At 63.1% G+C, this 23,637-nt stretch carries 22 protein-coding genes; 20 read left to right on the forward strand and 2 right to left on the reverse strand.

The genetic code is table 11. From position 1 onward, the window contains the following. Positions 1–89: 89 nt before the first annotated feature. The gene (locus IB267_RS00955; protein ID WP_192446053.1) at positions 90–1,307 is read left to right on the forward strand and encodes a deoxyguanosinetriphosphate triphosphohydrolase; all 1,218 of its coding nucleotides are present in this window, start codon (positions 90–92) and stop codon (positions 1,305–1,307) included. A 96-nt stretch (positions 1,308–1,403) separates the two neighbouring features. After that, positions 1,404–3,164, forward strand: coding sequence for an arginine--tRNA ligase (gene argS, locus IB267_RS00960; RefSeq protein ID WP_192446054.1), 1,761 nt, complete (start codon positions 1,404–1,406; stop codon positions 3,162–3,164). 6 nt (positions 3,165–3,170) lie between these two features. On the opposite strand, the gene IB267_RS33175 is transcribed toward argS, so the two are convergent. After that, positions 3,171–4,157 carry a hypothetical protein gene (locus tag IB267_RS33175; RefSeq protein ID WP_246810525.1) on the reverse strand — a complete coding sequence of 329 codons (987 nt, stop codon included), beginning with the start codon at positions 4,155–4,157 and terminating at the stop codon, positions 3,171–3,173. 30 nt (positions 4,158–4,187) lie between these two features. Between IB267_RS33175 and IB267_RS00965 the strand changes: the two genes are divergently transcribed. The 13 genes from IB267_RS00965 (at position 4,188) to IB267_RS01025 (ending at position 17,479) form a co-directional block, all read left to right on the forward strand. After that, positions 4,188–6,179 carry an SPOR domain-containing protein gene (locus IB267_RS00965; protein ID WP_371742480.1) on the forward strand — a complete coding sequence of 664 codons (1,992 nt, stop codon included), beginning with the start codon at positions 4,188–4,190 and terminating at the stop codon, positions 6,177–6,179. Between the two features lie 155 nt (positions 6,180–6,334). Further along, the gene (nagZ, locus tag IB267_RS00970) at positions 6,335–7,351 is read left to right on the forward strand and encodes a beta-N-acetylhexosaminidase (protein WP_192446056.1); all 1,017 of its coding nucleotides are present in this window, start codon (positions 6,335–6,337) and stop codon (positions 7,349–7,351) included. 53 nt (positions 7,352–7,404) lie between these two features. Further along, the gene (locus tag IB267_RS00975; RefSeq protein ID WP_371742481.1) at positions 7,405–8,271 is read left to right on the forward strand and encodes a ScpA family protein; all 867 of its coding nucleotides are present in this window, start codon (positions 7,405–7,407) and stop codon (positions 8,269–8,271) included. After that, a complete protein-coding gene (scpB, locus tag IB267_RS00980) occupies positions 8,264–8,992 on the forward strand; it encodes an SMC-Scp complex subunit ScpB (protein WP_192446057.1) in 729 nt (242 codons plus the stop codon). The genes IB267_RS00975 and scpB overlap by 8 nt, the downstream gene beginning before the upstream one ends. A gap of 82 nt (positions 8,993–9,074) precedes the next feature. Continuing rightward, positions 9,075–10,187 carry an ABC transporter ATP-binding protein gene (locus IB267_RS00985; protein WP_192446058.1) on the forward strand — a complete coding sequence of 371 codons (1,113 nt, stop codon included), beginning with the start codon at positions 9,075–9,077 and terminating at the stop codon, positions 10,185–10,187. Between the two features lie 91 nt (positions 10,188–10,278). Then, positions 10,279–10,485: a twin-arginine translocase TatA/TatE family subunit gene (locus tag IB267_RS00990; protein WP_192446059.1), complete on the forward strand. Its 207-nt coding sequence runs from the start codon at positions 10,279–10,281 to the stop codon at positions 10,483–10,485. A gap of 74 nt (positions 10,486–10,559) precedes the next feature. Next, positions 10,560–11,282, forward strand: a complete 723-nt coding sequence (gene tatB, locus IB267_RS00995; protein WP_192446060.1) for a Sec-independent protein translocase protein TatB — start codon at positions 10,560–10,562, stop codon at positions 11,280–11,282. Beyond that, a complete protein-coding gene (gene tatC / locus IB267_RS01000) occupies positions 11,279–12,121 on the forward strand; it encodes a twin-arginine translocase subunit TatC (RefSeq protein ID WP_034796629.1) in 843 nt (280 codons plus the stop codon). The genes tatB and tatC overlap by 4 nt, the downstream gene beginning before the upstream one ends. Positions 12,122–12,167: 46 nt before the next feature. Continuing rightward, complete coding sequence (gene serS / locus IB267_RS01005) at positions 12,168–13,451, forward strand: serine--tRNA ligase (RefSeq protein ID WP_192446061.1); 1,284 nt, start codon at positions 12,168–12,170, stop codon at positions 13,449–13,451. Positions 13,452–13,477: 26 nt separating this feature from the next. Further along, positions 13,478–14,248: a 5'/3'-nucleotidase SurE gene (surE, locus tag IB267_RS01010; RefSeq protein WP_192446062.1), complete on the forward strand. Its 771-nt coding sequence runs from the start codon at positions 13,478–13,480 to the stop codon at positions 14,246–14,248. After that, positions 14,245–14,898: a protein-L-isoaspartate(D-aspartate) O-methyltransferase gene (locus tag IB267_RS01015; RefSeq protein ID WP_192446063.1), complete on the forward strand. Its 654-nt coding sequence runs from the start codon at positions 14,245–14,247 to the stop codon at positions 14,896–14,898. The genes surE and IB267_RS01015 overlap by 4 nt, the downstream gene beginning before the upstream one ends. 194 nt (positions 14,899–15,092) lie before the next feature. After that, positions 15,093–15,737 carry a biotin biosynthesis protein BioC gene (locus tag IB267_RS01020; protein ID WP_192446064.1) on the forward strand — a complete coding sequence of 215 codons (645 nt, stop codon included), beginning with the start codon at positions 15,093–15,095 and terminating at the stop codon, positions 15,735–15,737. Between the two features lie 188 nt (positions 15,738–15,925). Further along, complete coding sequence (locus IB267_RS01025; protein WP_192446065.1) at positions 15,926–17,479, forward strand: LysM peptidoglycan-binding domain-containing M23 family metallopeptidase; 1,554 nt, start codon at positions 15,926–15,928, stop codon at positions 17,477–17,479. 118 nt (positions 17,480–17,597) lie between these two features. Here IB267_RS01025 and IB267_RS01030 read toward each other — a convergent pair whose 3' ends face one another. Further along, positions 17,598–18,467 carry an ATP-binding protein gene (locus IB267_RS01030; protein WP_192446066.1) on the reverse strand — a complete coding sequence of 290 codons (870 nt, stop codon included), beginning with the start codon at positions 18,465–18,467 and terminating at the stop codon, positions 17,598–17,600. A gap of 302 nt (positions 18,468–18,769) precedes the next feature. Here IB267_RS01030 and yajC point away from each other — a divergent pair, with 302 nt between their 5' ends. The 5 genes from yajC to IB267_RS01055 all read left to right on the forward strand — a co-directional run bounded on the left by yajC (position 18,770) and on the right by IB267_RS01055 (position 23,578). Beyond that, positions 18,770–19,105 (forward strand): preprotein translocase subunit YajC, encoded by a 336-nt coding sequence (gene yajC / locus IB267_RS01035; protein ID WP_034796611.1) that lies wholly within the window; start codon positions 18,770–18,772, stop codon positions 19,103–19,105. Between the two features lie 46 nt (positions 19,106–19,151). Next, positions 19,152–21,719, forward strand: a complete 2,568-nt coding sequence (gene secDF, locus IB267_RS01040; protein WP_192446067.1) for a protein translocase subunit SecDF — start codon at positions 19,152–19,154, stop codon at positions 21,717–21,719. A 1-nt stretch (position 21,720) separates the two neighbouring features. Further along, positions 21,721–22,107: an Mth938-like domain-containing protein gene (locus IB267_RS01045; RefSeq protein ID WP_034796607.1), complete on the forward strand. Its 387-nt coding sequence runs from the start codon at positions 21,721–21,723 to the stop codon at positions 22,105–22,107. 20 nt (positions 22,108–22,127) lie between these two features. Beyond that, entirely contained in the window at positions 22,128–22,970 is an 843-nt protein-coding gene (locus IB267_RS01050) for a phytoene/squalene synthase family protein (RefSeq protein ID WP_192446068.1), read from the forward strand. Positions 22,971–23,110: 140 nt separating this feature from the next. Then, the gene (locus IB267_RS01055; RefSeq protein ID WP_192446069.1) at positions 23,111–23,578 is read left to right on the forward strand and encodes a hypothetical protein; all 468 of its coding nucleotides are present in this window, start codon (positions 23,111–23,113) and stop codon (positions 23,576–23,578) included. Positions 23,579–23,637 lie beyond the last annotated feature (59 nt).

The following is a 23,637-nucleotide window of genomic DNA, read 5'->3' on the forward strand; positions in this document are numbered from 1 at the left end:
GTCGATCTTGCATCACGCGTTTCCGTAGCTTTCACTATAGGTATGAAGGCTTGAATGCCCCGTCAATGGGACGACGAATTAGGTGGAAGATGACATTCGACAAAAATGCGCTCGGCTTCGGTTATGGTGAACATGCGCCGTTCGCGTCGAATCCCTGGATGACACGCGGCAGGCTCTTTCCCGAAGCGACGAGCGCGACGCGCTCCGATTTTCAGCGCGACCGCGACCGCATCGTGCACACCACGGCGTTTCGCCGCCTGAAGCACAAGACGCAGGTCTTCATTGCCGCCGACGGCGATCACTACCGCACCCGCCTGACGCACACGATCGAGGTGGCGCAGATCGCCCGGGCCCTGGCGCGCGCGCTCAAGCTCGACGAAGATCTGGCCGAAGGCGTCGCTCTCGTGCACGATTTCGGCCACACGCCCTTTGGCCATACGGGCGAGGATGCCCTTCACGACATGCTGAAGCCCTATGGCGGCTTCGATCACAATGCCCAGTCGCTGCGCATCGTCACCAAGCTCGAGCGGCGCTACGCCGAGTTCGATGGGCTGAACCTGACATGGGAAAGCCTGGAAGGCCTCGTCAAGCACAATGGGCCGTTGCTGAATGCAAACGGTGAGGGCGCCCGTGGGCCGGTACCGCAACCGATCCTTGATTATTGCGCGCTGCATGATCTGGAACTGGCGAGCTTTGCGAGCCTCGAGGCGCAGGTCGCGGCCATCGCCGACGATATCGCCTACAACACCCATGACATCGACGACGGCTTGCGGGCCGGCTATCTCACCTTTGAAATGCTCGAGGACGTGCCGTTTCTCGCGCGCCTGATGCGCGAGGTTCACGACCGTTATCCCGGTCTGGAAAGCAGCCGCTTCACGCATGAGATCATGCGCCGGCAGATCACGGCGATGGTCGAGGACGTGATCGGCATTGCGCAACAGCGCATCGGCGAGATACGCCCGCAGAGCGCCGCCGATGTGCGCCAGGCCGGCACCGTGATGGCGACCTTCTCCGAGGAGATGGGCGAGACGGACAAGCAGATCAAGCGCCTGCTGATGACCCGGATCTATCGGCACCCGGAAGTCATGCGTGTACGGGAAAATGCCGCCTCGATCGTCTGCGATCTCTACCATGCCTTCATGGACGACCCGCAGCTGATGCGGGAGCACTATTGGATCGACCAGATTGCCGGCATGGCGGAGCCGGCGCGGGCGCGGCACGTCGGAGACTACCTCGCCGGCATGACTGACACATTTGCGATCAGCGTGCACAAGCGCTTGTTTGACCATACGCCCGATTTGCGCTAGGGACGCCCCGCCCGGAGGCTTACGGTTCGGCCGAACCGAGCCTCCTTTTTGAGTTTTGCGCCGGTCACTCGTGGCCGGGAAAAGCGGACGGATCAGATGAATCTCTTCACGGACTTCGAATCAAGAATTAAGGACATTCTCGAAACGCTTGAAAGCGTTCGAGAAAAGCGATCCGAGCTTGACTTCGGCCGTGTCAACGTCGAGCCGCCGCGCGATCCGAGTCATGGTGATGTTGCGACCAATGCTGCGATGGTGCTGGCAAAGCCGCTCGGCATGAACCCGCGCGCGCTTGCCGAACTCATCGTCGAGAAGCTCAAGCAGGACCCGGAAGTCACCGACGTTTCCGTTGCCGGTCCGGGCTTCATCAACGTCCGCCTTTCGGTTTCCTACTGGCAGAAGCTGCTGTCGGACATGGCGCGTGCGGGCGTCGACTACGGCCGCAGCGCAGTCGGTGGTGGCCGCAAGGTCAACGTCGAATACGTATCGGCCAATCCGACCGGCCCGATGCATGTTGGCCATTGCCGTGGCGCCGTTGTCGGCGACGCGCTGGCCAACCTTCTGGCCTTCTCCGGCTATGAGGTCACGAAGGAATACTACATCAACGATGCGGGGTCGCAGATCGACGTTCTCGCACGGTCGGCATTCCTGCGCTATCGCCAGGCGCTGGGCGAAGAGATCGGCGAGATCCCGCCGGGCCTTTATCCGGGCGATTATCTCGTGCCGGTCGGTGAGGCGCTCGCCGACGAATACGGCACCAGCCTTCGGCTGATGCCCGAAGACAAGTGGATGCCGCTCGTCAAGGACCGGACGATCGACGCGATGATGGCAATGATCCGCGAGGATCTCGCGGCGCTGAACGTCAATCACGACGTCTTCTTCTCCGAGCGCACGCTGCACGCGAACGGCGCTGCCGCCATCCGCACCGCGATCAACGACCTGACCTTCAAGGGTCACGTCTACAAGGGCACGCTGCCGCCGCCGAAGGGGCAATTGCCGGAAGACTGGGAAGATCGCGAGCAGACGTTGTTCCGCTCGACCGAGGTTGGTGACGATATCGACCGGCCGCTGATCAAGTCGGACGGCAGCTATACCTACTTCGCCGCCGACGTTGCCTACTTCAAGGACAAGTTCGACCGTGGCTTCGACGAGATGATCTATGTGCTCGGGGCCGACCATGGCGGCTACGTCAAGCGCCTGGAAGCGCTGGCGCGCGCCGTCTCCGGCGGTTCGTCGAAGCTTACGGTTCTGTTGTGCCAGCTGGTCAAGCTCTTCCGCGACGGCGAGCCGGTGAAGATGTCGAAGCGCTCCGGCGACTTCGTCACGCTGCGCGATGTCGTCGATGAAGTCGGTCGCGATCCGGTGCGCTTCATGATGATCTATCGGAAGAACTCGGAACCGCTCGACTTCGACTTTGCTAAAGTAACAGAACAGTCGAAGGATAACCCGGTCTTCTACGTGCAGTATGCGCACGCGCGCTGCCGCTCGGTCTTCCGCCAGGCTGCGGAAGCATTCCCGGACCTGAACCTCGAATCGGTCGATCTCGCCAGTGCCGTTCTGGGTCAGATCTCGGATCCGGCGGAGCTGCAGCTCGTTGCCAAGCTCGCAGAATATCCGCGAGTTATCGAGGCTGCGGCACAGGCTCAGGAGCCGCATCGCATCGCGTTTTACCTGTATGATCTTGCCGCCGCCTTCCACGGTCATTGGAACAAAGGTAAAGAGAATCCAGAATTACGTTTTGTTAACGATAAAAATAGAGAATTAAGTACTGCCAGACTCGGGCTGGTGCATGCTGTCGCTTCGGTATTGAAATCCGGCCTGTCTATTACAGGCACCTCCGCACCGGAGGAAATGCGATAAGTATTGTCACCATTTTCCCACAATGCACTGGCACAGCGATACAGGCAATTGTGAGTGGAGAGCATGGCAGACAAACAATTCGCACGAAGCGGGCCGGCTGAATTCGATGTATTGGCAGACGATGATCCGTTGGCCGAACTCGCCCGGATCGTCGGTTACGATGCCCGGCCGGCCGTCCAGCAGTTGCAGGAACTGCAGCGACACCAGGAGGCGGTGCGTCAAGACCCCGCCTTCGATCTCGAAGACGAACTGCTTCGCGCGTTCGACAGCTACGACGCGCCGCGATCCGTGCCGCAGCCGGCTGCAGTCCAGCCGGCTCCGATCGAAGAGCCCCGCTTCGAGGCTGTAGCCGAACAAGAAGGACCTCGGTTCGATCCGGTAGCAGAACACGTCGTCGTACACGAAGAGCCGGTGGGGGAGCCCGTTGCCGAGCTTGAAGAGCCGATGTTCCTCCAGCCCGAACGCGTCGAGGCGGCGCCAGCCCCCGTCGCTGACGAGGACTATGCCGAGGTTCATGCCTTCTCCGTCGCGCCGCAGGTTGCCGAAGCCGGCAACACTGAGGCCTACGTCGATGAGCCGTCGTTCGATCTTGAACGCGAACTCGAATTGTCGCTTGGCGAAGCCGATCTGCTGTCGGACGATGTTGCCGATGTTGCCGAGGTTGCTCCTCACGTCGAGCCGCAGGAAAGCGATGCACTTGACCAGATCGTCGATGCTTGGCAGCCGCCGGCCGTCGAAGCCGCTTCGGCCTGGGCCGAGCCGGCTCCGGTTGCAGAGGCGTTTTCGGCCTTTGAACAGCCGCGCTTCGATGTGGTGGAGCAAGAGCGCGAAATTGAGCCTTCCTATCAGATTGAGCCTTCCTATCAGGAAGACCTGATTGCAGCTCAACCAGTCGTCGAGCAGGATGTCGCTCGCGACGATCTCTTGGCCGACATCGAACGGTTCCCGGTTCCGCCGGTTGCCGCGATGGTTGCCGCCGCGGTCCAATCGCATCCCGCCCTTCATTCGGAAACGCAGCCTGTCGTGGCACCGGTGGTCACGCCAGCGGCTGCCACTGCCGCTCCGATAAAGAAGAGCCCTTATCCCTTTACGCCCACCTTCAGCCGGGCGACGCCGGTTGCATCCGCCTCGGGTGCCAGCCAGCAGCGTGCCTTTGCCGGCCCGTTGGTATCGTCGGTCGCAGCACCTGTCGCCGCTGTTGCTGCGCCGGTTGCTGCCGTCGCTGCTGCCCCAGTTCAGGTCGCGGAACCCGTGGTCGAGGCGACCAAGCCAGTTGCGCAGCCGGAGCACGAGCCGAGCTTCGACATCGAGAACTTCGAAATGGAGCTCTCCGACGAGGCGCTGAAGCTCGACTTTGCTGATGTTGTTGTCGATGAGCCGGTCGTTGCCGCCGTCGTACCGCAAGCACCGGTGCAGCCGGTCGTGCAGGCCGCCGTTCCGCAACGCGAGCCGGAGCGGTTCGTCGAACCTTACGTCGCCCCTGCGCCGGTCGAGCGCCAGGAAGCACAACCCGAGAGCACGCTGCCCTTCGATCCGTCGATGATTTCGGAAGCCGAGAACGGCGTCGCGCCGATCGCTGACATGGACGTGCCGCAGCTGCCGGTCATCGAGACGGAGAAGCCGGTCGCCTATCCGGCCGACTACGATCTCGATATCGATGCGGAAATGGCCCAGCTCTTCGGAACGCCCGCTCCGGTCAAGGAAACCCGTCCGGCTGCCGTCGAAAAGGTAGAACCGGCCCGTCCGGCGCCGGCTGTTGCCGCTGCTCCGGCCTTGGGTCAGGGCTCGCTTGACGATTTCGACGAATTTGAAAAGGCGATGGAAGAAGACTTCCGCCGCTCGATCGTCGAACGCCCTGCCGTCGCCCGCGATGCCGAACGGCTTTCCGCCGCGCAGGGCCAGCAGGATGCCGGCGAATACCGCGAATATGGCACCGGCCGTCGCTCGCAGCGCACGATGTTGCTGGCGGCAAGCGTTGCCGGCGTCATCATCCTTGGTGGCGCTGCTGTTTACGCCTGGATGGGCGGTAGCGGTGCGGTCAACTCGGCCGAAGGCCCGAAAATCATTCTGGCGGACAAGGCCCCGGTCAAGGTCGTGCCCGAGGAGAAGGGCGGCAAGACCGTGCCGAACCAGGACAAGGCGGTTTATGACCGCGTTGCCGGTGCTCAGGCTGGCGCGCCGCAGCAGGAAGCTCTGGTCTCTTCGACCGAGGAGCCGATGGATGTCGTCCAAAGGACGCTGACGCCGGAGACCCTGCCGCTCGAAGGCAGCGACGAGGCCGAAACCCTTCAGACGGCTCTGCCGAACGAAGAGGACGGCGATCGCCTGCTGCCGGACGGTGGCAATAGCGAGACCGCGGCCCAGGAAGAAGACAAGACGCCGGCCGTCGCACCGAGGAAGGTGCGCACGATGATCGTCAAGCCGGATGGAACGCTGGTCGCTCGCGAAGAGCCGGTTGCAGCACCGGCGACCGATGTCGCCGGCACGACCCAGCCGCTGCCCGCAACGCCTTCGAACGACGTCGCGGCTGCAGGTCAGGCTTCGGCCAGCACCGACCAGGTCGCGCTCGCCGCAACGGGCAACGTCAACATCGAGCAGGTTCCGGTGCGCAGCGTTACGACGACGGCTTCCGCCGGTGGCGAAAAGGCTCCGACGCCGCAGACTCGCCCGGCCGCACAGCCGGTGGAAAACGCCCGCCCGGCGCAAGAGCAGGCCGCTCTCCCGGCTGAGACGCAGCCGGCACAGCAGGTTGCCACCGCATCGGTTCCGGCCGGTGGTTATTTCATCCAGGTCGCATCTCTGCCGTCCGAAGCCGAGGCGCAGAAGTCCTACAACAGCCTGTCGAACAAGTTCGGAAGCGTCATTGGCGGCCGCGGCGTCGACATCCGAAAGGCGGAAATCGCCGGCAAGGGGACCTACTACCGCGTCCGTATCCCGGCCGGTTCTAAGGACGAGGCCAATGCCCTTTGCTCCAAGTACAAGGGCGCCGGCGGAAGCTGCCTGGTTACCAAGTAAACGGGCATAGTGATCGAGTTAACGAAAGGCGCGGCCGAGGAGGCCGCGCCTTTCGCGTTTTCGGGCTTTCGATTGCCCCATGACCTTGTGAAATGAGTGGGGGTGCCCTGTCTTTGTGACTTCGCGCCGGGCAGCCCGCGCTCTATGCTTTTGGGATGAGCGAATCAAAAGCATTTATCTCCGGCTGCAAGGGCCTTTCCCTCACGAGCGACGAGCGCGATTTCTTCGCGGCAGAACGCCCCTGGGGCTTCATCCTGTTCGGGCGCAACATTGGCGAGGCGCAGCAGATCTCGGATCTGGTGGCAGCCCTTCGCGACAGCATCGGCAATCCCAATGCGCCCGTGCTCATCGACCAGGAAGGTGGGCGCGTTCAGCGCATCCGCCCACCGCTCGTTCAGCAATATCCGAATGGCGCGGCGATCGGCGAGATCTATCGCCGCGACGCGGAGCGCGGTCTGCGGGCCGCCTGGCTGATGGGGCGTCTGCATGCCTTTGACCTGATGCGCTTCGGCATCACCGTCGATTGCCTGCCGGTGCTCGACGTGCCGGTGCCCGGCAGCCATGACGTCATCGGCAACCGCGCCTACGGGCACGATCCGGAGACCGTCACGGCCATCGGCCGTGCGATGGGCGAGGGGCTGAAGGCCGGCGGCATGCTGCCGGTGATGAAGCACATGCCGGGCCACGGCCGCACCTTCGTCGATTCACACCACAATCTGCCCGTCGTCAGCGCCACCTTCGATGAGCTTGCCGCGAGCGACTTCCTGCCCTTCGTTGCGATGAAGGACGAGGTAATGGCGATGTCGGCGCACATGGTGTTCACAACGATCGATCCGGACAATCCGGCCACCACCTCCGCGAAGGTCGTGCGCGAGATCATTCGTGGCCATATCGGCTTCAACGGCCTGCTGATGTCGGATGACGTGTCGATGAACGCGCTTGCCGGCGACATGACCACCCGCGCGCGCAACATCATTGCCGCGGGACTTGATCTCGTCTTGCATTGTCATGGCATAATGGAGGAAATGAAGGCCGTCGCGGATGTCGTGCCGGTTCTGGCCGGTGAGAGCTTGCGCCGGGCGAGGGCCGCAGAAGCCGCGTTCCGGGCGCCCGACGATGCGAGCGAAGTCGATTTGCGGGCGGAGTTCAACGCCCTGTTTGCAACGGTCTGAGGCAAACGAAGACTGAAGGCAAACAGAGACTGAAGGAAAGGGGCGGGCTGCCAGTGAGCAATGCGGGCGAAAGACAAGGCAAGCCTGCGTCGAAGGCGCCGATGGACCCGCTGTGGCAGGACGAGACTGCCGAGCGCGGACTGCATGAGGAAGCGCTGGTGGTCGATATCGCCGGCTTCGAAGGTCCGCTCGACCTGCTGCTGCATCTCGCCCGAAGCCAACGCGTCGACCTTTCTCGCATTTCCGTCCTGGCGCTCGCCGAACAGTACATCGCCTTTATCGAACGCGCGCGCAGCATCCGCATCGAGCTTGCGGCCGATTACCTCGTCATGGCGGCGTGGCTCGCCTATCTGAAGTCGCGGCTGCTGATCCCGCAGCAGGCGAAGGATGATGGTCCTACCGGCGAGGAGATGGCCTCGGCGCTGGCCTTCCGGCTGAAGCGGCTGGAAGCGATGCGCGAGGCGGCGACGCGGCTCATCAACCGAAACCGGCTCGGCCGGGACGTTTTCGTCCGAGGCGCACCGGAGCATATCGTCACCGAGAGGAAATCCGGTTTCGACGCTTCGCTCTACGATCTGCTGAGCGCCTATGCGGGCCTGCGCCAGCGACAGGCGATAACCCAGGTGACGATCGAAAAGCGCCACGTCTGGTCGCTGTCCGATGCGCGGCTGATCCTGGCCCGTATGATCGGCGGTCTCGACGACTGGACGGCGCTAGATCATTTTCTGGTGCGCTACATGACGACGCCGAAGGAGAGGGCAACGGCAATCGCCAGCTCCTTTGCCGCGTCGCTCGAAATGGTTCGCGAGGGCCGCCTCGAAATTCGCCAGGAAGAAGCCTTCGCGCCGATCTATCTTCGACGCGGACCAAATCCGATCGATGCGGAGACCCTTGCCGAAATGGAGGCAGCCCGTGGCTGAAGCCCAGAAGTACCTGCCTGGCGTTCCCGACGAGGAGGACGAGATCGAAGCGGCATCCTTCGATCCACGGCTTGAGCAGGAAGCCGAGCGTATCGCCGAAGCCCTGGTGTTCGCTTCGGCGCAGCCGGTGTCCGAGGCCTATATCGAGAGCCGGCTTCCGGGGGGCGCCGATGTGCGCGCGATCATGCTGCGGCTGAAGGCCCTTTATGCGACGCGCGGCGTCAACCTCGTTCAGGTGGCCGACCATTGGGCCTTCCGCACGGCCGCCGACCTCTCCTTCGTCGTTCAGACCGACGAACAGGAGGTCCGCAAGCTTTCACGAGCCGCCCTCGAGGTTCTGTCGATCATCGCCTACCATCAGCCGGTGACCCGCGCCGAGATCGAGGATATCCGCGGCGTGCAGACCTCGAAGGGTACGCTCGACGTGTTGATGGAGGCGGGCTGGGTCCGGTTCCGCGGGCGCCGGCGCACACCGGGGCGTCCGGTGACCTTCGGCACGACGCGCGACTTCCTCGATCACTTCGGGCTTGAGGAACTGCGCGACCTGCCGGGCATCGAGGAATTGAAGGGCGCCGGGCTGCTCTCCGGCCGCGTGCCTTCGAACCTCAACATCCCCGTTCCGACCGGCGATGACGAACTTGCCGAGAACGAGGATCCGATCACCCAGCTCGACCTGGAGGAGCTGGGGCTCTTGACACCGAAGGGCGAAGAAGCCGATTAGAAAAACCTGATTATAGATATCGGCTTTCCATGGTGTCGGGCTCTGCTGGCCCTGCGCCACTGGTGTCAAGGAATGCAAGAGCATGGTTTCAGATCCGCAGGACGCTCCCGTCATGACCACGCGACGGACAGCGGGTGTCTCCTTCGCGGCGAGCCTGACCTTCGAAGATATCCATCACAGCTATCACGCCAAGGAAACGATCAAGGGCGTCAGCCTGGCAGCAAAGGCCGGCGAGGTCCTGTGCCTGCTCGGGCCTTCGGGATCCGGCAAGACGACCCTGCTGCGCATCGCCGCGGGCATCGAGCGGCAGAGCGCCGGGCGTCTGATGCTCAACGGCCAGGAAATTTCCGGTCCCTCTGTTTTCCTGCCCCCGGAAAAGCGTGGCGTCGGGCTGATGTTTCAGGACTTTGCGCTTTTTCCGCACATGACGATCCGCGACAATGTCCGTTTCGGTCTGACGGCGATCCCCAAGAAGGAAGGCCTGATCCAGGCGGATGCGGCCCTCGAGCGTGTAGGCCTGTCGCACTATGCCGATCAGTATCCGCACGTGCTGTCCGGCGGCGAGCAGCAGCGCGTGGCGCTTGCCCGCGCGCTCGCGCCGCGTCCGGCGGTGCTGTTGATGGACGAACCCTTTTCCGGCCTCGACTCGCGCCTCAAGGATTCCATCCGTGCCGACACCCTCGCGATCCTCAGGGAGACCCGGGCTACGGCGATCGTCGTCACGCATGACGCTGAAGAGGCGATGCGCATGGCGGATCGCATCGCGCTCCTGAAGGACGGGCGCCTCGTTCAGGTCGGGACGGCCGACGAACTCTACCGTGAGCCGAGGGACCTTTTTGCCGCCGGCTTCTTCTCGGAGCTCAACGTCTTCGATGCCCAGGTTCGTGGCGGCCGCGTCGAAACGCCGGTCGGAAGCGTTGCAGCCGGCGCCCATCCGGAAGGCAAGCGCCTCTCGGTGGCCGTCAGGCTGTCTGGAGTGCGCGTCGGCGAAGAGGATGGCGACATTCCCGCCCGCATTCTCTCCCGTCGCTTCATCGGCGTGGTCGAGCTTCTGGAGCTTGCCGTGCCGCGTTGTGAGGAGGTGGTCCGGGCGCGCATCAGGGCGGACCGATTGCCGCATGGATTGCGTGATGTAATGCTTTCAGTTAACGAGCGGGATATATTACTGTTTGAAAAAAGCAGTTCGGCATCTTAGGGTCTGTCACAACGAGACGCGTGCTTGAGGCACGCCTGAAAATTGACATGTGATAGAGCCTAAATCGGGGAAGGCTCAGAGGAGTAAGAGCATGGGTTCGTTAAGCATTTGGCACTGGCTGATCGTTCTGGTCGTGGTGCTGCTCTTGTTCGGTCGCGGTAAGATCCCCGAACTGATGGGTGACGTTGCTAAGGGCATCAAGAGTTTCAAGAAGGGCATGTCCGACGATGAGGCGGCTGCTACCGACAAGACGCTCGACGGCAAGACCGTTGACCACAAGTCTGACGAAGTTCGCTAACAGTCTGGTGTCGGTGAAGCCTGTCCGGTGTCCATACCGGGCTGGCGGCATCAAGGGTTTGCAGGACATATCGCATGCTTGATATCGGCTGGACCGAGCTCGTCGTTATCGCAATCGTTCTGATCGTGGTTGTCGGGCCGAAAGACCTTCCGCCAATGTTGCGGGCTTTCGGCCGTATGACCTCGAAGATGCGCGGCATGGCATCGGAATTCCGTCAGCAGTTCGATGAAGCGCTGCGCGAAGCGGACCTTGACGAGGTTCGAAAGACCATCAGCGACGCGCAAAGTCTCAATCCGGCCAATGCGTTGCGCGATGCAATCAATCCGCTGCGCCAGATGGGCAACGATATCAAGGCGGACCTGCAGAAGGCGGCCACACCCGACCAGCCTGCGACACCGAGCAGCGTCGATACGGTGACCGCCGTCGAACCGCCCGTTGCGCCGGCCGCGGTCGAAACCAAGCCTGCAGATGCGGTTGCCGCCGCGGCAATCGGTTCGGCCAATCGCCAGATCGAGCGCGCAGAGGTCGCCGCCGCGCCGGCAGAAAAGCCGAAACGTGCGGCCAAGGCGAAAGCCGATCCGGCCCCGGCCGTAACGAAGGCCGCGCCCAAGTCGGCAACGACAGCGCCCAAGGCCGCAGCACCCACGCCCAAGGCGGACACGGCCGCGGCGAAGTCTTCTGCCAAAGCGCCCGCGAAGCCGGCCGCTGAAAAGAAAAAAGTGACGCCGACAGTGGCAGAGCCTGCTGCCAAGACGTCAAAGCCGCGCACCAGCGCGCGCAAGAAAGGTGAAGCATGAGCGGCGATATCGAGGACCGGCCGCAGCCGCTGATCGAGCATCTGATCGAATTGCGCAGGCGCCTGATGTGGGCCATCGGCGCGTTCTTCGCTGCGTTCCTCGTCTGCTTCTACTTCGCCAAGGGCCTGTTCAACCTGCTGGTGCTGCCGTTCAAATGGGCCGTGAGCTGGGCGGGCCTCAACCATCGCAATGTCGAGCTCATCTACACGGCGCCGCAGGAGTTCTTCTTCACCCAGATTAAGGTGGCGATGTTCGGTGCGCTGGTCATCGCCTTTCCGGTAATCGCTGCACAGATCTACAAGTTCGTGGCACCTGGGCTCTATAAGAACGAGCGCGCAGCGTTTCTGCCATTCCTGGTCGCGTCACCGCTCCTGTTTCTGCTTGGCGGCGCGCTTGTCTATTTCTTCTTCACCCCGATGGTGATGTGGTTCTTCTTGGCCATGGAGCAGGGCGGTGGCGAAGGGCAGGTGGCCATTCAGCTCCTGCCGAAGGTCTCGGAGTATCTGAGCCTGATCATGTCGCTGGTCTTCGCCTTCGGCCTTGTCTTCCAGCTCCCGGTCATCACCACGCTTCTTGCCCGCGTCGGCTTCGTGAGCTCGCAGGGTCTTGCCGAGAAGCGCAAATACGCGATCGTGATCGCCTTCGTTGTCGCGGCCGTGCTCACGCCGCCCGATCCGATTTCCCAGATCGGCCTTGCGCTGCCAGCCATCCTTCTCTACGAAATTTCGATCTATACGGCGCGACTCGTCGAAAGGCAGCGGGCAGCGGACGCGCTCAAGAGCGAGGCTGCTGAGTCGCAGGAAGGATCTTCCGGAGAGGTCGGCCCCGCCAAGGGCTGAGCATTCGAGATTTCGCGCCGTGATCTGACCAACGCGTGGAACGAAAATGCTTGATATCAAATGGATCCGTGAGAATGCCGAGATGCTGGACGCCGCCCTGGCGAAGCGGGGCGCGGAGCCTTTGTCGGCATCTCTGATCGCGCTCGACGAACGCCGCCGTACGAACCTTCAGGCGCTGCAGGACATGCAGTCGCGCCGCAATGCGGCCTCGAAGGATATCGGCGCGGCCATGGCGCAGAAGAATGCCGAGCTCGCCGATAAGCTGAAGGCCGAGGTTGCCGACCTGAAGAACGCCATGCCGGCGCTCGAAGAGGACAGCCGCAAGATCGAGGCCGAGCTCAACGACGCCCTGTCGCGCATTCCGAACATCCCGCTGGACGATGTACCCGTCGGTGCGGACGAGACCGGCAACGTCGTCAAGAGCGTGGTTGGCAAGAAGCCCAGCTGGAACCACCAGCCGCGCGAGCATTTCGAAGTCGGCGAAGCACTCGGCCTGATGGATTTCGAGGGCGCGGCCCGCATTTCCGGCTCGCGTTTCACGATCCTGAAGGGGCAATTGGCGCGGCTCGAGCGCGCGCTCGGCCAGTTCATGCTCGACCTGCACACCCAGGAACACGGTTACACTGAAGTGCAGCCGCCGCTTCTCGTGCGCGACGATGCGATGTACGGCACCGGCCAGTTGCCGAAGTTCGCCGAGGATCTTTTCCGCACCACCGACGGCCGCTGGCTGATCCCGACCGCGGAAGTGCCGCTGACCAACATCGTTCGCGAACAGATCCTCGAAGGCGAAAAGCTGCCGCTGCGCTTCACTGCGCTGACGCCGTCCTTCCGCTCGGAAGCAGGCTCTGCCGGTCGCGACACCCGCGGCATGCTACGCCAGCACCAGTTCAACAAGGTCGAACTGGTGTCGATCACCGATGCGGAATCGTCGATCGACGAACACGAGCGCATGACCGCCTGCGCCGAGGAGGTGCTGAAGCGCCTCGGCCTGCATTACCGCGTCATGACCCTTTGCACCGGCGACATGGGCTTCGGCGCCCGCAAGACCTATGACCTCGAGGTCTGGCTGCCGGGGCAGGACACGTTCCGCGAGATTTCGTCGTGCTCGGTCTGCGGCGATTTCCAGGCACGCCGCATGAATGCCCGCTATCGCACCAAGGAAGACAAGGGAACCCGCTTCGTTCACACGCTGAACGGCTCGGGCGTTGCTGTCGGCCGCGCGCTCATCGCCGTCATCGAGAATTATCTGAATGACGATGGTTCGATATCGGTGCCGGAGGTGCTGGTTCCCTACATGGGCGGCCAGACGCGCATCGAAAAGGTTGCCTGAGCGAACGTCGAGGGGAGTACGGCATCATGCGGATCCTGCTGACAAACGATGACGGTATTCACGCCGAGGGGCTGTCGGTGCTCGAACGGGTCGCCCGGACGATTTCGGATGACGTCTGGGTCGTCGCGCCGGAAGCGGACCAGAGCGGCCTTGCCCATTCGCTGACGTTGTCGGAGCCGTTGCGGCTGCGGCAGATCGCGGAAAAGCGCTTTGCGCTTCGCGGCACGCCGACCGATTGCGTCATCATGGCTGTCCGCAAGGTGCTCGATCGCAAGCCCGATCTCGTGCTGTCCGGCGTCAACATCGGTGCCAACATGGCCGACGACGTGACCTATTCCGGCACCGTCGCCGGCGCCATCGAGGGAACGCTGCAGGGCATCCGCTCGATCGCGCTGAGCCAGGCCTACAATCACACGGTCGGAAAGACGGTACCTTGGGATGTTGTTGAAACCCATGCGCCGGCCCTGATCCGCAAGCTGATGAAGGTGGACCTGCCTGACGGCACGCTGCTCAACGTCAACTTCCCGAACTGCTCGGCGGATACCGTCGCCGGCACGGAAGTGACGTCGCAAGGCAAGCTCGATTTCGGCCTGTCGATCGACGAGCGAACCGACGGTCGCGGCTTTCCCTATTTCTGGCTGCGTTTCGGCGAACGCTTCGGCGATTTCCGCGCCGGCACCGACATTCACGCCCTGCGTGAAAACATGATCTCGGTCACGCCGCTTAAACTCGACCTCACCGACTACAGTGTCCAGGATCGCCTGGCGCGGGCGCTCAACGAGGGAGCCGTTGATTGAGCGCGCGGGTGTCGGAACAGGAAGGCTTTGCCAAGATGGTGCTGCGGCTGCGCGCCGAAGGCATTATCAACCATGACTTGCTGAAGGCCGTCGAACAGACGCCGCGTAGCTACTTCGCGCCGCCGCAGTACCAGGCCGAAGCCCATTCGCAGCGAACGATCCCGCTCGATTGCGGTTCGTTCATGGAGGGGTACGACTTTGCGGTCCGTCTGTTGCACAGCCTCAATCTGAAATCCGGCCAGCGTGTTCTCGAAGTCGGCACCGGCAGCGGCTTCACCGCCGCGGTCATGGGACGCGTCGCCGAGCGCGTGCTGACGATCGACCGCTATCAGACGCTGGTCGGCATCGCCCAGAAGAACCTCGAAAAAACAGGTGTTCGCAATGTCATCGTCCGGCATGCCGACGGCAGTGCCGGCGTGCCGGGTGAGGGCACCTTCGACCGGATCCTGATCACGGCCGCCTTCAACAGTCTGCCGCGCATGTTTTCGGATCACCTCGTTTCGGGCGGCACCCTGCTGGTTCCGATCATGATGAGCGAGACCCATTGCCGGGTCGTGCGCGTCAGCCGTACGGGCAGCCGCTTCGATCGCGAGGATCTGTTCGACGCGCCTTACCTTCCGATCGTGCAGCAGCTGGCGTCGTTTCTCTAAATATTGAATTCCCGTCCGCGCGGGTGAGGAGCGCCGGTTGCGCCGGCGTCGACTATTAACGACCCCTTAACTTTCTCCAGTCTCGCGCAAGCTTCGCGCCATACGCCTGCCGTGCACGGACAGGGTTCCGCCTGCGAGTCGTCGCTTGCCTTGCGACGTCGGCGGACACCGGTCGCGAGGTACGGAGACGGCACATGCAGATCGCGAACAGGTTGACGGCGGCAGCATCCGGCGACGGGCTGAACAATCTTGCCGGGCGCAATGCCGGCCAGACGAATTCCGCGGGCAAGGATGAGCAGGCGGCACAGGCGCTCGCCGCGACTTTCTTTGATCCGACGCCACGCATCTCGCTTTCGGCCGATGCCCTGCTTTATCTCGGTCAGACCAAGAAGGCCTCCGACGGCCAGCCGGCGCTCACCCGCGAGGAATGGAACAATCGCCTGTCGCCGCAGCTGGCCTCGCGCGAGTACCAGGCCTTCGGCAAGTTTCTCGATTCGGGCGATCACCAGGCCTATTACAAGAGCTTCATCGACTACTACGACGGTCTTCGGCCGGAGGACCAGAACAGTCTGCGCTATTTCGGGACACGCGAAGCGGCCGTTGCCGGCCTGCGGTCGCTCGAATATGAAGAAGCAAGCGGCGCGGACGGAGATACCGCCTTCCAGACGCTGGTGAGCGTCCTGCTCGAGGAAGACAAGACGGCCCAGTCCGAAACCCTGGCGCAGCCGGCCGGTCGGCAGATTTTTGCCTGGGACCTGACGAGCATCAGCTACGAAGAGGACCAGACGGAACGCCGGTCCGTGTCCGAGATCGAGCGCCTCTATTCCGAACTGATCTAGCGTTACGCTTTTCCTGCCCGGGCGGCCGCTGCGGCGGCTGCTGCTAACATGCGCTTGATGGGCGGCGGTCGGCCTATGGTTAGCATTTGGTCAAATTAGTCCTTTGGTGGGGTCTACCTTAACCACGCGGTAACTCTAATACGCTTTAATCAATCCACATCGAGTTGCGTTCGGAGTGGGTAAGCGTCATGCGTAAGTTTGTATCTCCCGGGGTTGGAAAGTCGACGATCCGCCTTTGCGTGGCGGTCCTGCTGGCAGGCGTCGCAACAGGCTGCAGTTCGGATGCAAGCCGGTTTGACGGCCTGTTCTCCCGGTCCGACAACATCACCACAAATTCCATCCCCCGAGACGCAACGCCGGTTCCGCGCGGCGATGTGTCCGTCGGTCAGATGGCGGCAGCGCCGGTTGATAACCGTGGTTCAGCCCTCGGTCAGCCCTATCCCGCGGCAGCCGGGCAGGGTGCCTACGATCCGGTAAACACGGCCTCCACGCCCGTATCCAACGCCCGCGTCGCCTCGACCCCGATCTCCGTTCAGCGCACCACTCTGGCTGACCCGAGCGCTGCTGGAAACCAGCGCGCCGAAGCCCAGCCGTTCCCGGCAGCACGCCAGCAGGCCGCACTCGCCACGCAGCAGACGCTTCCCGCAACGGTCAAGGAAACCGCAAGCAAGAGCGGCTGGACGACGCAGAACGCTCCGACGATCATGGTTCGCCCGGGTGACAATGTCGCCGTTCTCTCCAAGCGTTTTGGTGTCCCGGAAAAGGAAATCCTGAAAGCCAACGGTCTGCAGTCCGCAGCGCAGGTCGAGACCGGTCAGCGTCTCGTCATCCCGACCTTCGGCGTCGCAGGCAGCGCTGCCAAGGCGGCTGCCACCAACTCGATCGCTGGTCTCGATGGCAGCAACCGCCAGCCGTCGCCGCTGCCGGTCAACCAGCGCGACGTCGCGATCCTGCCGGGTTCGGCCCAGTCCCGCGAAAAGGGCGAAGGCAAGTCCGACGTCGTTGCGGGCAAGCCGGCAACGAACGGCGAGGGTGCCGGCGGCGGATCCTACACCGTCAAGCCGGGCGACTCGCTCAACCGTATCGCCAAGACGACGGGTGTCTCTGTTGCCGCCCTCAAGCAGGCGAACGGCCTGACGGCCGAATCGATCCGTGTTGGCCAGACGCTGCAGCTGCCCGTTGCAAATGGTGCCGCTCCGGACCAGGTCAAGACGGCCTCCGTTCCGAAGAAGGCAGAGCAGCCGCAGGTCGCTTCGCTCGACAAGAACAAGCCGGCCGAATACCAGGCGCCGGTTGCCAAGCAGAGCGTCAGCGAAGTCGCCAGCAAGTCGACCGACATGGGCGAAGATTCGCCGAAGTCGACCGGCATCAGCAAGTACCGCTGGCCGGTGCGCGGCGCGGTCGTCGCAGGCTACGGCGCCAATGTCGACGGCAACCGCAACGACGGCATCAACATCTCTGTGCCGGAGGGCACGCCGATCAAGGCCGCCGAAAATGGTGTCGTCATCTATTCGGGCAGCAGCCTGAAGGAACTCGGTAACGCCGTCCTGGTCCGTCACGACGACGGCACGGTCACGGTCTACGGCAATGCGTCCGAACTCAAGGTTCAGCGCGGCCAGAAGGTTCAGCGCGGCCAGACGCTCGCGGCCTCCGGCATGACCGGCCGGGCAAGCCAGCCGCAGGTTCACTTCGAGGTGCGCAAGAATGCCACCGCGGTAAACCCGGCGACCTTCCTCGAATAGTCTCGATCGGTCGCAGAGCCGACCCGGATCCGATGTTATGGCACCGCCTGTCCTTTTGGGCAGGCGGTGCTTTCTGTTTCACGATATCGGTGGAGTGCGTCGCTCGCAACGCGCTCGGTTACCCGTCGATCCTGTGGCGCAGGCGCCCGGCGAGATCCTGGATGAACTGCCAGGCGACGCGGCCGGATCTCGCGCCACGGGTCGTTGCCCATTCCAGCGCCTCGGCATGCAGGGTTTCGCGATCGCGCTTGAAGCCATAGTGCTCGGCATAGCCGTCGATCATCGCCAAATAGTCGTCCTGGCTGCATTTGTGGAAGCCGAGCCACAGGCCGAAACGGTCGGACAGCGATACCTTCTCTTCGACCGCTTCCGACGGATTGATGGCCGTCGACTGCTCGTTCTCCATCATGTGCCGCGGCAGCAGGTGCCGCCGGTTCGAGGTGGCATAGAGCAGCACGTTGGAGGGCCGTCCTTCGACACCGCCGTCAAGCACGGCCTTCAGCGACTTGTAGGACGTATCGTCGTGATCGAAGGACAGGTCGTCGCAAAACACGATCACCGGGACCGGCGCGGTCTTCAGAATGTCCATCAGCGCCGGCAGGGTGGCGATATCTTCGCGATGGACCTCGACGAGCTTCACCGCAACGCCGGTGTCGCGCGCAACCTGCGCATGGACCGATTTCACCAGCGAGGATTTGCCCATGCCGCGCGCGCCCCAGAGGAGCACGTTGTTGGCCGTGAAACCCTCCGCAAAGCGAAGCGTGTTGTCGAGCAGGATGTCGCGGACGTGGTCGACCCCGGTGATCAGGGACAGTTCGATGCGGTTCGGCTTGGCGACCGGCTGCAGATGGTGCGTCGCCGGTGCCCAGACGAAGCACTCGGCAGCGGTCCAGTCGTTGGCTGCGGCGGCTGGCCCTGCCATGCGCTCGATCGCCGCGGAAAGCTTCTGCATTTCCCTGATGAGTACGTCGATCTTTGCTTCCGGCATATGTCTCTCTCCACTCGCTGAATCAGGTGTTTGGCCGTACCGTCCTGATTCGAGGCGGCGTGGCCCTGGTGTTTACCGTAACCGCGTCGCGGCCTGGTCCCACCAGAAACCCGGTAGCACGCAGGTTTACGCTGGAAAAGGTCACCAAGGCCCGCGCGAGGGGTTCTCCTCTTGTGTAAATTGTGTCAGAGGCACAGGAACGGGTACGGGTGCCCGCGGCTTTGCAGAGCGGCCGGGCGTCCCTATATTCCGGCCGATTTGGCGCGGAGGAACCGCCGATATTTGAACTCAAGGAGTGATCGATGTTCATTACCGAAGCTTTTGCGCAGACTGCCGGCGCCCCTTCCGCCGGCGGCGCGGACATTCTCATGTCCATCCTGCCGTTCCTGCTGATTTTCGTCGTTATGTATTTCCTGATCATCCGTCCGCAGCGCGCTCAGATGAAGCGCCGCGAGGAGCTCCTCAAGAACATCCGTCGCGGTGACCAGGTCGTGACCGGCGGCGGCATCGTCGGCAAGGTTACCAAGGTCGTCGACGACAGCGAACTCGAAGTCGAAATCGCCGATGGCGTGAAGATCCGTGTCGTCCGCAGCGGCGTGTCGGAAGTTCGCGTCAAGGGCGAGCCTGTCAAGGAATAAGGCAGGAACAGTCACCCCCCAGCCAAGCAATTGGAGCGTTTGAGGCATGCGCAGATTACCGCCGTTGAAACGTATCCTCGTCTGGTTGGTGGCGCTTGCCGGCATAGCCTTTGCGCTGCCGAATGTTCTGACCCGGGAAGAGGCAGCCGAGCTTCCGGCTTGGCTGCCGCACCGCCAGGTGGCACTCGGGCTCGATCTCCAGGGCGGCTCCCATTTCATGCTGCGGGCTGCGCGTAGCGACATTGTCGCCGAACGGCTCGAGACGATCGCCAACGAGGTCGGCAAATCACTGCGCGATGCCGATATCGCCTATATCGGCCTTTCCGGCGAAGGCCAGTCGATCACCTTCCGCGTTCGCGACCGGTCGCAACTTTCAGCCGCTCGCGAGCGGCTGAAGCCGCTGACGGCGCCTGTCGAGATCGGTGGCTTCGGCTCCGAGCCGATTTCCGAGGTTGTGTTCGACAGTGCGGAACCGGATGAGCTGGTTCGCCTGCGCCTGACGGACGAAGGCATCGACTACCGGCTCTCGCTGGCCGTGGCGCAGTCCATCGATGTCGTGCGCCGCCGCGTTGCCGAAGTCGGCGCCACCGATCCGCTGATCCAGCGTCGCGGCGACGACCGGCTGATCGTGCAGGTGCCCGGCCTCGGCGATCCGCAGCGGTTGAAGGACCTGCTCAGCCAGAGGGCCAATCTGGCTCTGCGGATGCTCGACACCTCCGTGCCCGTGCAACGGGCCGTCGAGGGGCAGCCGCCGTCCGGGACGGAAGTCCTCTATTCCTTCGACGACCCGCCGGTGCCCTATCTCGTCGAAAAGGCACCGCTGCTTGCCGCGGCGAATTATGTTTCGGCCCAGCCGGAACCTGATGCTTCCGGCGAAAGCGCGTCGGTTGCCATCAAGATCGATGCCGCGTCGCAACAACGCGTTGCCGCCCTTGCGGCGCAGCCGCCAAGGGACGCAGCGATCGTTCTCGACGGACAGGTCATCGCGACGCTCAAGCTGTCGGAGGCGGTCAACGGCGATACCTTGCGCATCTCTGCGGACCTGCCGACCGAAGGTGCGACCGACCTTGCCGCTCTCGTCCGCACGGGACCGCTTCCCACGCCCCTGACCTTTGTCGAAGAGCGGACGGTTGGCCCCGGCGTCGGTGGCGACGCCATCGCCGATGGCCTGAAGGCCGGCCTGGTTGCTGCCATCGCGGTCGCCGCTTCCATGATTTTCTTCTACGGCGTCTTCGGCGTCTTTGCCGTCATTGCGCTTGCCCTGAACATTGTCCTGATCATCGCGGCGCTCTCCCTCTCGGGCGCGACGCTGACCCTTCCGGGCATTGCCGGCATCATTCTGACGATCGGCGTCGCGGTCGATTCGAACGTGCTGATCTACGAGCGCCTGCGGGAAGAGGTTCGCGGCGCCGAGCCTCTGCGGCGCACGATCAACGACGCCTTTTCGCGCGTGTTCAGCAGCATCTTCGACGCCAACCTGACGATGCTGATTGCGAGCGCAATTCTCTTCTATCTTGGCTCCGGATCGGTACGCGGCTTTGCCGTGACGCTCGCAATCGGTAGCGTGACGACGCTCTTCACCGCCTTCACGGTGACCCGCCTGATCGTGAAGCGCTGGCTGCGCCACTGGAAGTCGGAGCGCCTGCCGAAGGGTATTCGGACTGGCCGCTTCAGCGACCTGGACATCCGCTTCATGCGGATCCGCAACCCGGTCTTCATCCTGATGGCGGCCCTGTCGCTTGCCTCTGTCCTGCTGCTTGCCGGCATCGGGCTCAATCTCGGCGTCGACTTCAAGGGCGGCTCGATCATCGAGCTGCATTCCAAGGGCGGACCGGTCGAGGTCGCCGATCTTCGCGCGCGCCTCGACGAGCTGAATTTCGGCGAGGTCCAGGTGCAGCAGCTCGGCTCGGGCGAAGACGTTCTCGTTCGGGTGCCGTCGCAGGAAGCGGGCGACAACGCCGAGCAGACGGCCGCTGGCGTCATCCGGTCGGAACTTTCGGACGAGTATGATTTCCGCCGGGTCGAGGTGGTCGGCCCCGTCGTGTCGGGCGAACTGACGCGTGCCGGCACCATCGGGCTTGCAGTTTCGTTCCTGGCGATCCTGCTCTATGTGTGGCTGCGTTTCGAATGGCGCTTCGCCGTCGGCGCGATCATCGCCACGACGCACGACGTGCTGCTGACGATCGGTTTCCTGGTGCTGACCGGCATCGAGTTCAATCTCGGCAGCATTGCCGCGGTTCTGACGATCGTCGGCTACTCGCTGAACGACACGGTCGTCATTTACGATCGCATCCGCGAAAACCTTGCGCGCTACAAGCGCATGCCGTTGTCGGTGCTGATCGATACGTCGATCAACCAGACGCTGTCGCGCACCATCCTGACAGCGCTGACGACCGTTCTTGCACTGACAGCGCTTTATCTCTTCGGTGGCGGCCTTATCCGCGCCTTCAGTGTTACAATGCTGTTTGGCGTTATCGTCGGAACGATCTCGTCCATTTACATCGCCGGGCCGATCCTCATCCTCTTCAGAAAGCGCACCGACCACATTCCGGGGGACGAGAACGCCTCCGGCGCGGATACGGGTGCGGCGGGCGCGGCAAAGGTTGCTGTTTGAAATGCCTAAGGGAATTGAAATTCGCGAAGCCCATTTTCCGGGACGTGCGCCCATCGATGCCTACGGTAATGGTGGCTTTCGCTTCGCAGACATGTCGCATCGTGGCTCGATCCTGATGCTGCCCTCGGGAGTCTATGCATGGGACGTCGCGGAGGGCGATGCGCTGACTGTCGAGAAGTTCTACAAGGTCGTCGATGAGGCGAAGGACATTGAGGTGCTGCTGGTCGGCACCGGCAAGGACATTCGCCCGCTGCCGGCCGATGTGAAGACAGCTTTACGCGCCGCCAACATATCGTCGGATCCCATGAGTACCGGGGCCGCTGTCCGCACCTACAATGTGATGCTGGCCGAATCGCGCGCAGTCGCCGTCGCACTGATCGCCGTCTGATCGAGCCTGGGGAAGACGACGTGCACGACAATTCTGCCCAGATTCTGGCTGACCTCAGGGACACCGACCGCGACCGCTATCTCGCCTGCCTGCTTGCGCCGGCCGACAAGCAGCCAGCCCTTGCCGCGCTCTATGCCTTCAACGCGGAGATTGCGCGTATCCGCGATCTCGTGCACGGGCCGATCCCGGGCGAGATCCGCATGCAATGGTGGCGAGACCTCATCGGCAACGACGCGTCGACCGGGGAAGGGCATCCGCTCGCTGAAGCGCTTCTTGGCTGCATTCGTATGCACCGCCTGCCGGTCTCCGTGTTCGAGAACATGATCGATGCACGGATCTTCGATCTCTACGACGATCCGATGGAGGACCGCTCGGCGCTCGAGGGCTATGCCGGCGAGACCGCCTCGGCGCTGATCCAGCTCTCGTCCCTGGTGCTTGATCCTGACAATGCTGCGAAATCGGCCGAAGTCGCCGGGCATGGGGGTGTCGCGCAGACGGTCGCAGGCCTGCTCATGCTGCTGCCGCTGCATTTGCGCCGCGGCCAGGTCTACCTGCCGGCCGAGTTGCTGCGCGCCACCGGTCTCGATCGCGAAACGCTAATCGCCGGTGAAGACAGCGCGGCGATCGGCCAGGCGATCCGGGCTTTCGCGGGCTTCGGGCGGGATCATCTCGCCAAGGCGCGTGCGCAGATGGCAGCGATCGCGCCGTCGAATTTCCCCGCCTTCATACCGCTTGCGCTTGTCGAGCCTATCCTTAACCGCGCGGAGGCTGCGGGCGCCGGGCTTCTGCAGAAACCCATCCGCCCGGCCCAATGGCAACGGCAATGGTGGATGTGGCGTGCCGCACGCCGCCGTCGCTTCTGATCGATCCGGACGATCGACCAGAGGTTCGGTCTGCTCAGGCATTCGCGGGCGCGTTTGCCGAGACGACAAATTGGCACAAGCCTCGCAGCGTATAGAAACGCTTTATCGGCGTCATGCCGAGCGAAGGGGAGCGCCCGCGGATGCTTTGGTTATTGCTCATCGCCGTCATCGTTTTGGTCGGCGCATTCTACATGTGGATGAACGCCCGCGCCGAGCGGGACTGGGACAATCCCGATGCCGGCTCTGCGATGGTGGAGTTCGGCCGTGCCTTTCCGGACGAGGCGATCCGGGCGCTGCACTCGACGGCGGACCGCACGGCGATCTTCCTGCGGCTGCATGACGGCAAGGCCGGCTTCATCCAGTCGCACGGCACCCACTATGTCTGCCACGTGATCCAGCCCGGAAAGGTTCGGGTCAATAGCTCCGAGACCGGCCGAGGCCTGATCGTGCATTTCCCCGATTTTGCTTATCTCGACAACGACTTCGAATTTCAGAGTGCCGGCGAGGCCGCCGAGGTTTCGCTCTGGCTGCTCGGCAGCTTCAGCCCGAAATCGGAATTCGAACAGCCGGCGATCGAGCCGCCGCACACGGCGCAGGCGACCGAGTAAGCTCTCTCCGCGCACTGCTATAGGAAAAGGCCCGCTTGCATCGCTGCAAGCGGGCCTTT

It is taken from the genome of Ensifer sp. ENS09 (genome assembly GCF_014852425.1).
GTDB lineage: Bacteria > Pseudomonadota > Alphaproteobacteria > Rhizobiales > Rhizobiaceae > Ensifer.

Coding starts and splice junctions, on each gene's coding strand:
- IB267_RS00985 (WP_192446058.1), top strand. CDS start 9,075: ATGGTTTCAGATCCGCAGGACGCTCCCGTCATGACCACGCGACGGACA.
- nagZ (WP_192446056.1), top strand. CDS start 6,335: ATGAGCGAATCAAAAGCATTTATCTCCGGCTGCAAGGGCCTTTCCCTC.
- IB267_RS01030 (WP_192446066.1), bottom strand. CDS start 18,467: ATGCCGGAAGCAAAGATCGACGTACTCATCAGGGAAATGCAGAAGCTT.
- yajC (WP_034796611.1), top strand. CDS start 18,770: ATGTTCATTACCGAAGCTTTTGCGCAGACTGCCGGCGCCCCTTCCGCC.
- surE (WP_192446062.1), top strand. CDS start 13,478: ATGCGGATCCTGCTGACAAACGATGACGGTATTCACGCCGAGGGGCTG.
- IB267_RS00990 (WP_192446059.1), top strand. CDS start 10,279: ATGGGTTCGTTAAGCATTTGGCACTGGCTGATCGTTCTGGTCGTGGTG.
- IB267_RS01055 (WP_192446069.1), top strand. CDS start 23,111: ATGCTTTGGTTATTGCTCATCGCCGTCATCGTTTTGGTCGGCGCATTC.
- IB267_RS00955 (WP_192446053.1), top strand. CDS start 90: ATGACATTCGACAAAAATGCGCTCGGCTTCGGTTATGGTGAACATGCG.
- IB267_RS01025 (WP_192446065.1), top strand. CDS start 15,926: ATGCGTAAGTTTGTATCTCCCGGGGTTGGAAAGTCGACGATCCGCCTT.
- IB267_RS33175 (WP_246810525.1), bottom strand. CDS start 4,157: ATGCGATTGGACCGCGGCGGCAACCATCGCGGCAACCGGCGGAACCGG.
- IB267_RS01045 (WP_034796607.1), top strand. CDS start 21,721: ATGCCTAAGGGAATTGAAATTCGCGAAGCCCATTTTCCGGGACGTGCG.
- argS (WP_192446054.1), top strand. CDS start 1,404: ATGAATCTCTTCACGGACTTCGAATCAAGAATTAAGGACATTCTCGAA.
- IB267_RS01020 (WP_192446064.1), top strand. CDS start 15,093: ATGCAGATCGCGAACAGGTTGACGGCGGCAGCATCCGGCGACGGGCTG.
- tatC (WP_034796629.1), top strand. CDS start 11,279: ATGAGCGGCGATATCGAGGACCGGCCGCAGCCGCTGATCGAGCATCTG.
- secDF (WP_192446067.1), top strand. CDS start 19,152: ATGCGCAGATTACCGCCGTTGAAACGTATCCTCGTCTGGTTGGTGGCG.
- serS (WP_192446061.1), top strand. CDS start 12,168: ATGCTTGATATCAAATGGATCCGTGAGAATGCCGAGATGCTGGACGCC.
- tatB (WP_192446060.1), top strand. CDS start 10,560: ATGCTTGATATCGGCTGGACCGAGCTCGTCGTTATCGCAATCGTTCTG.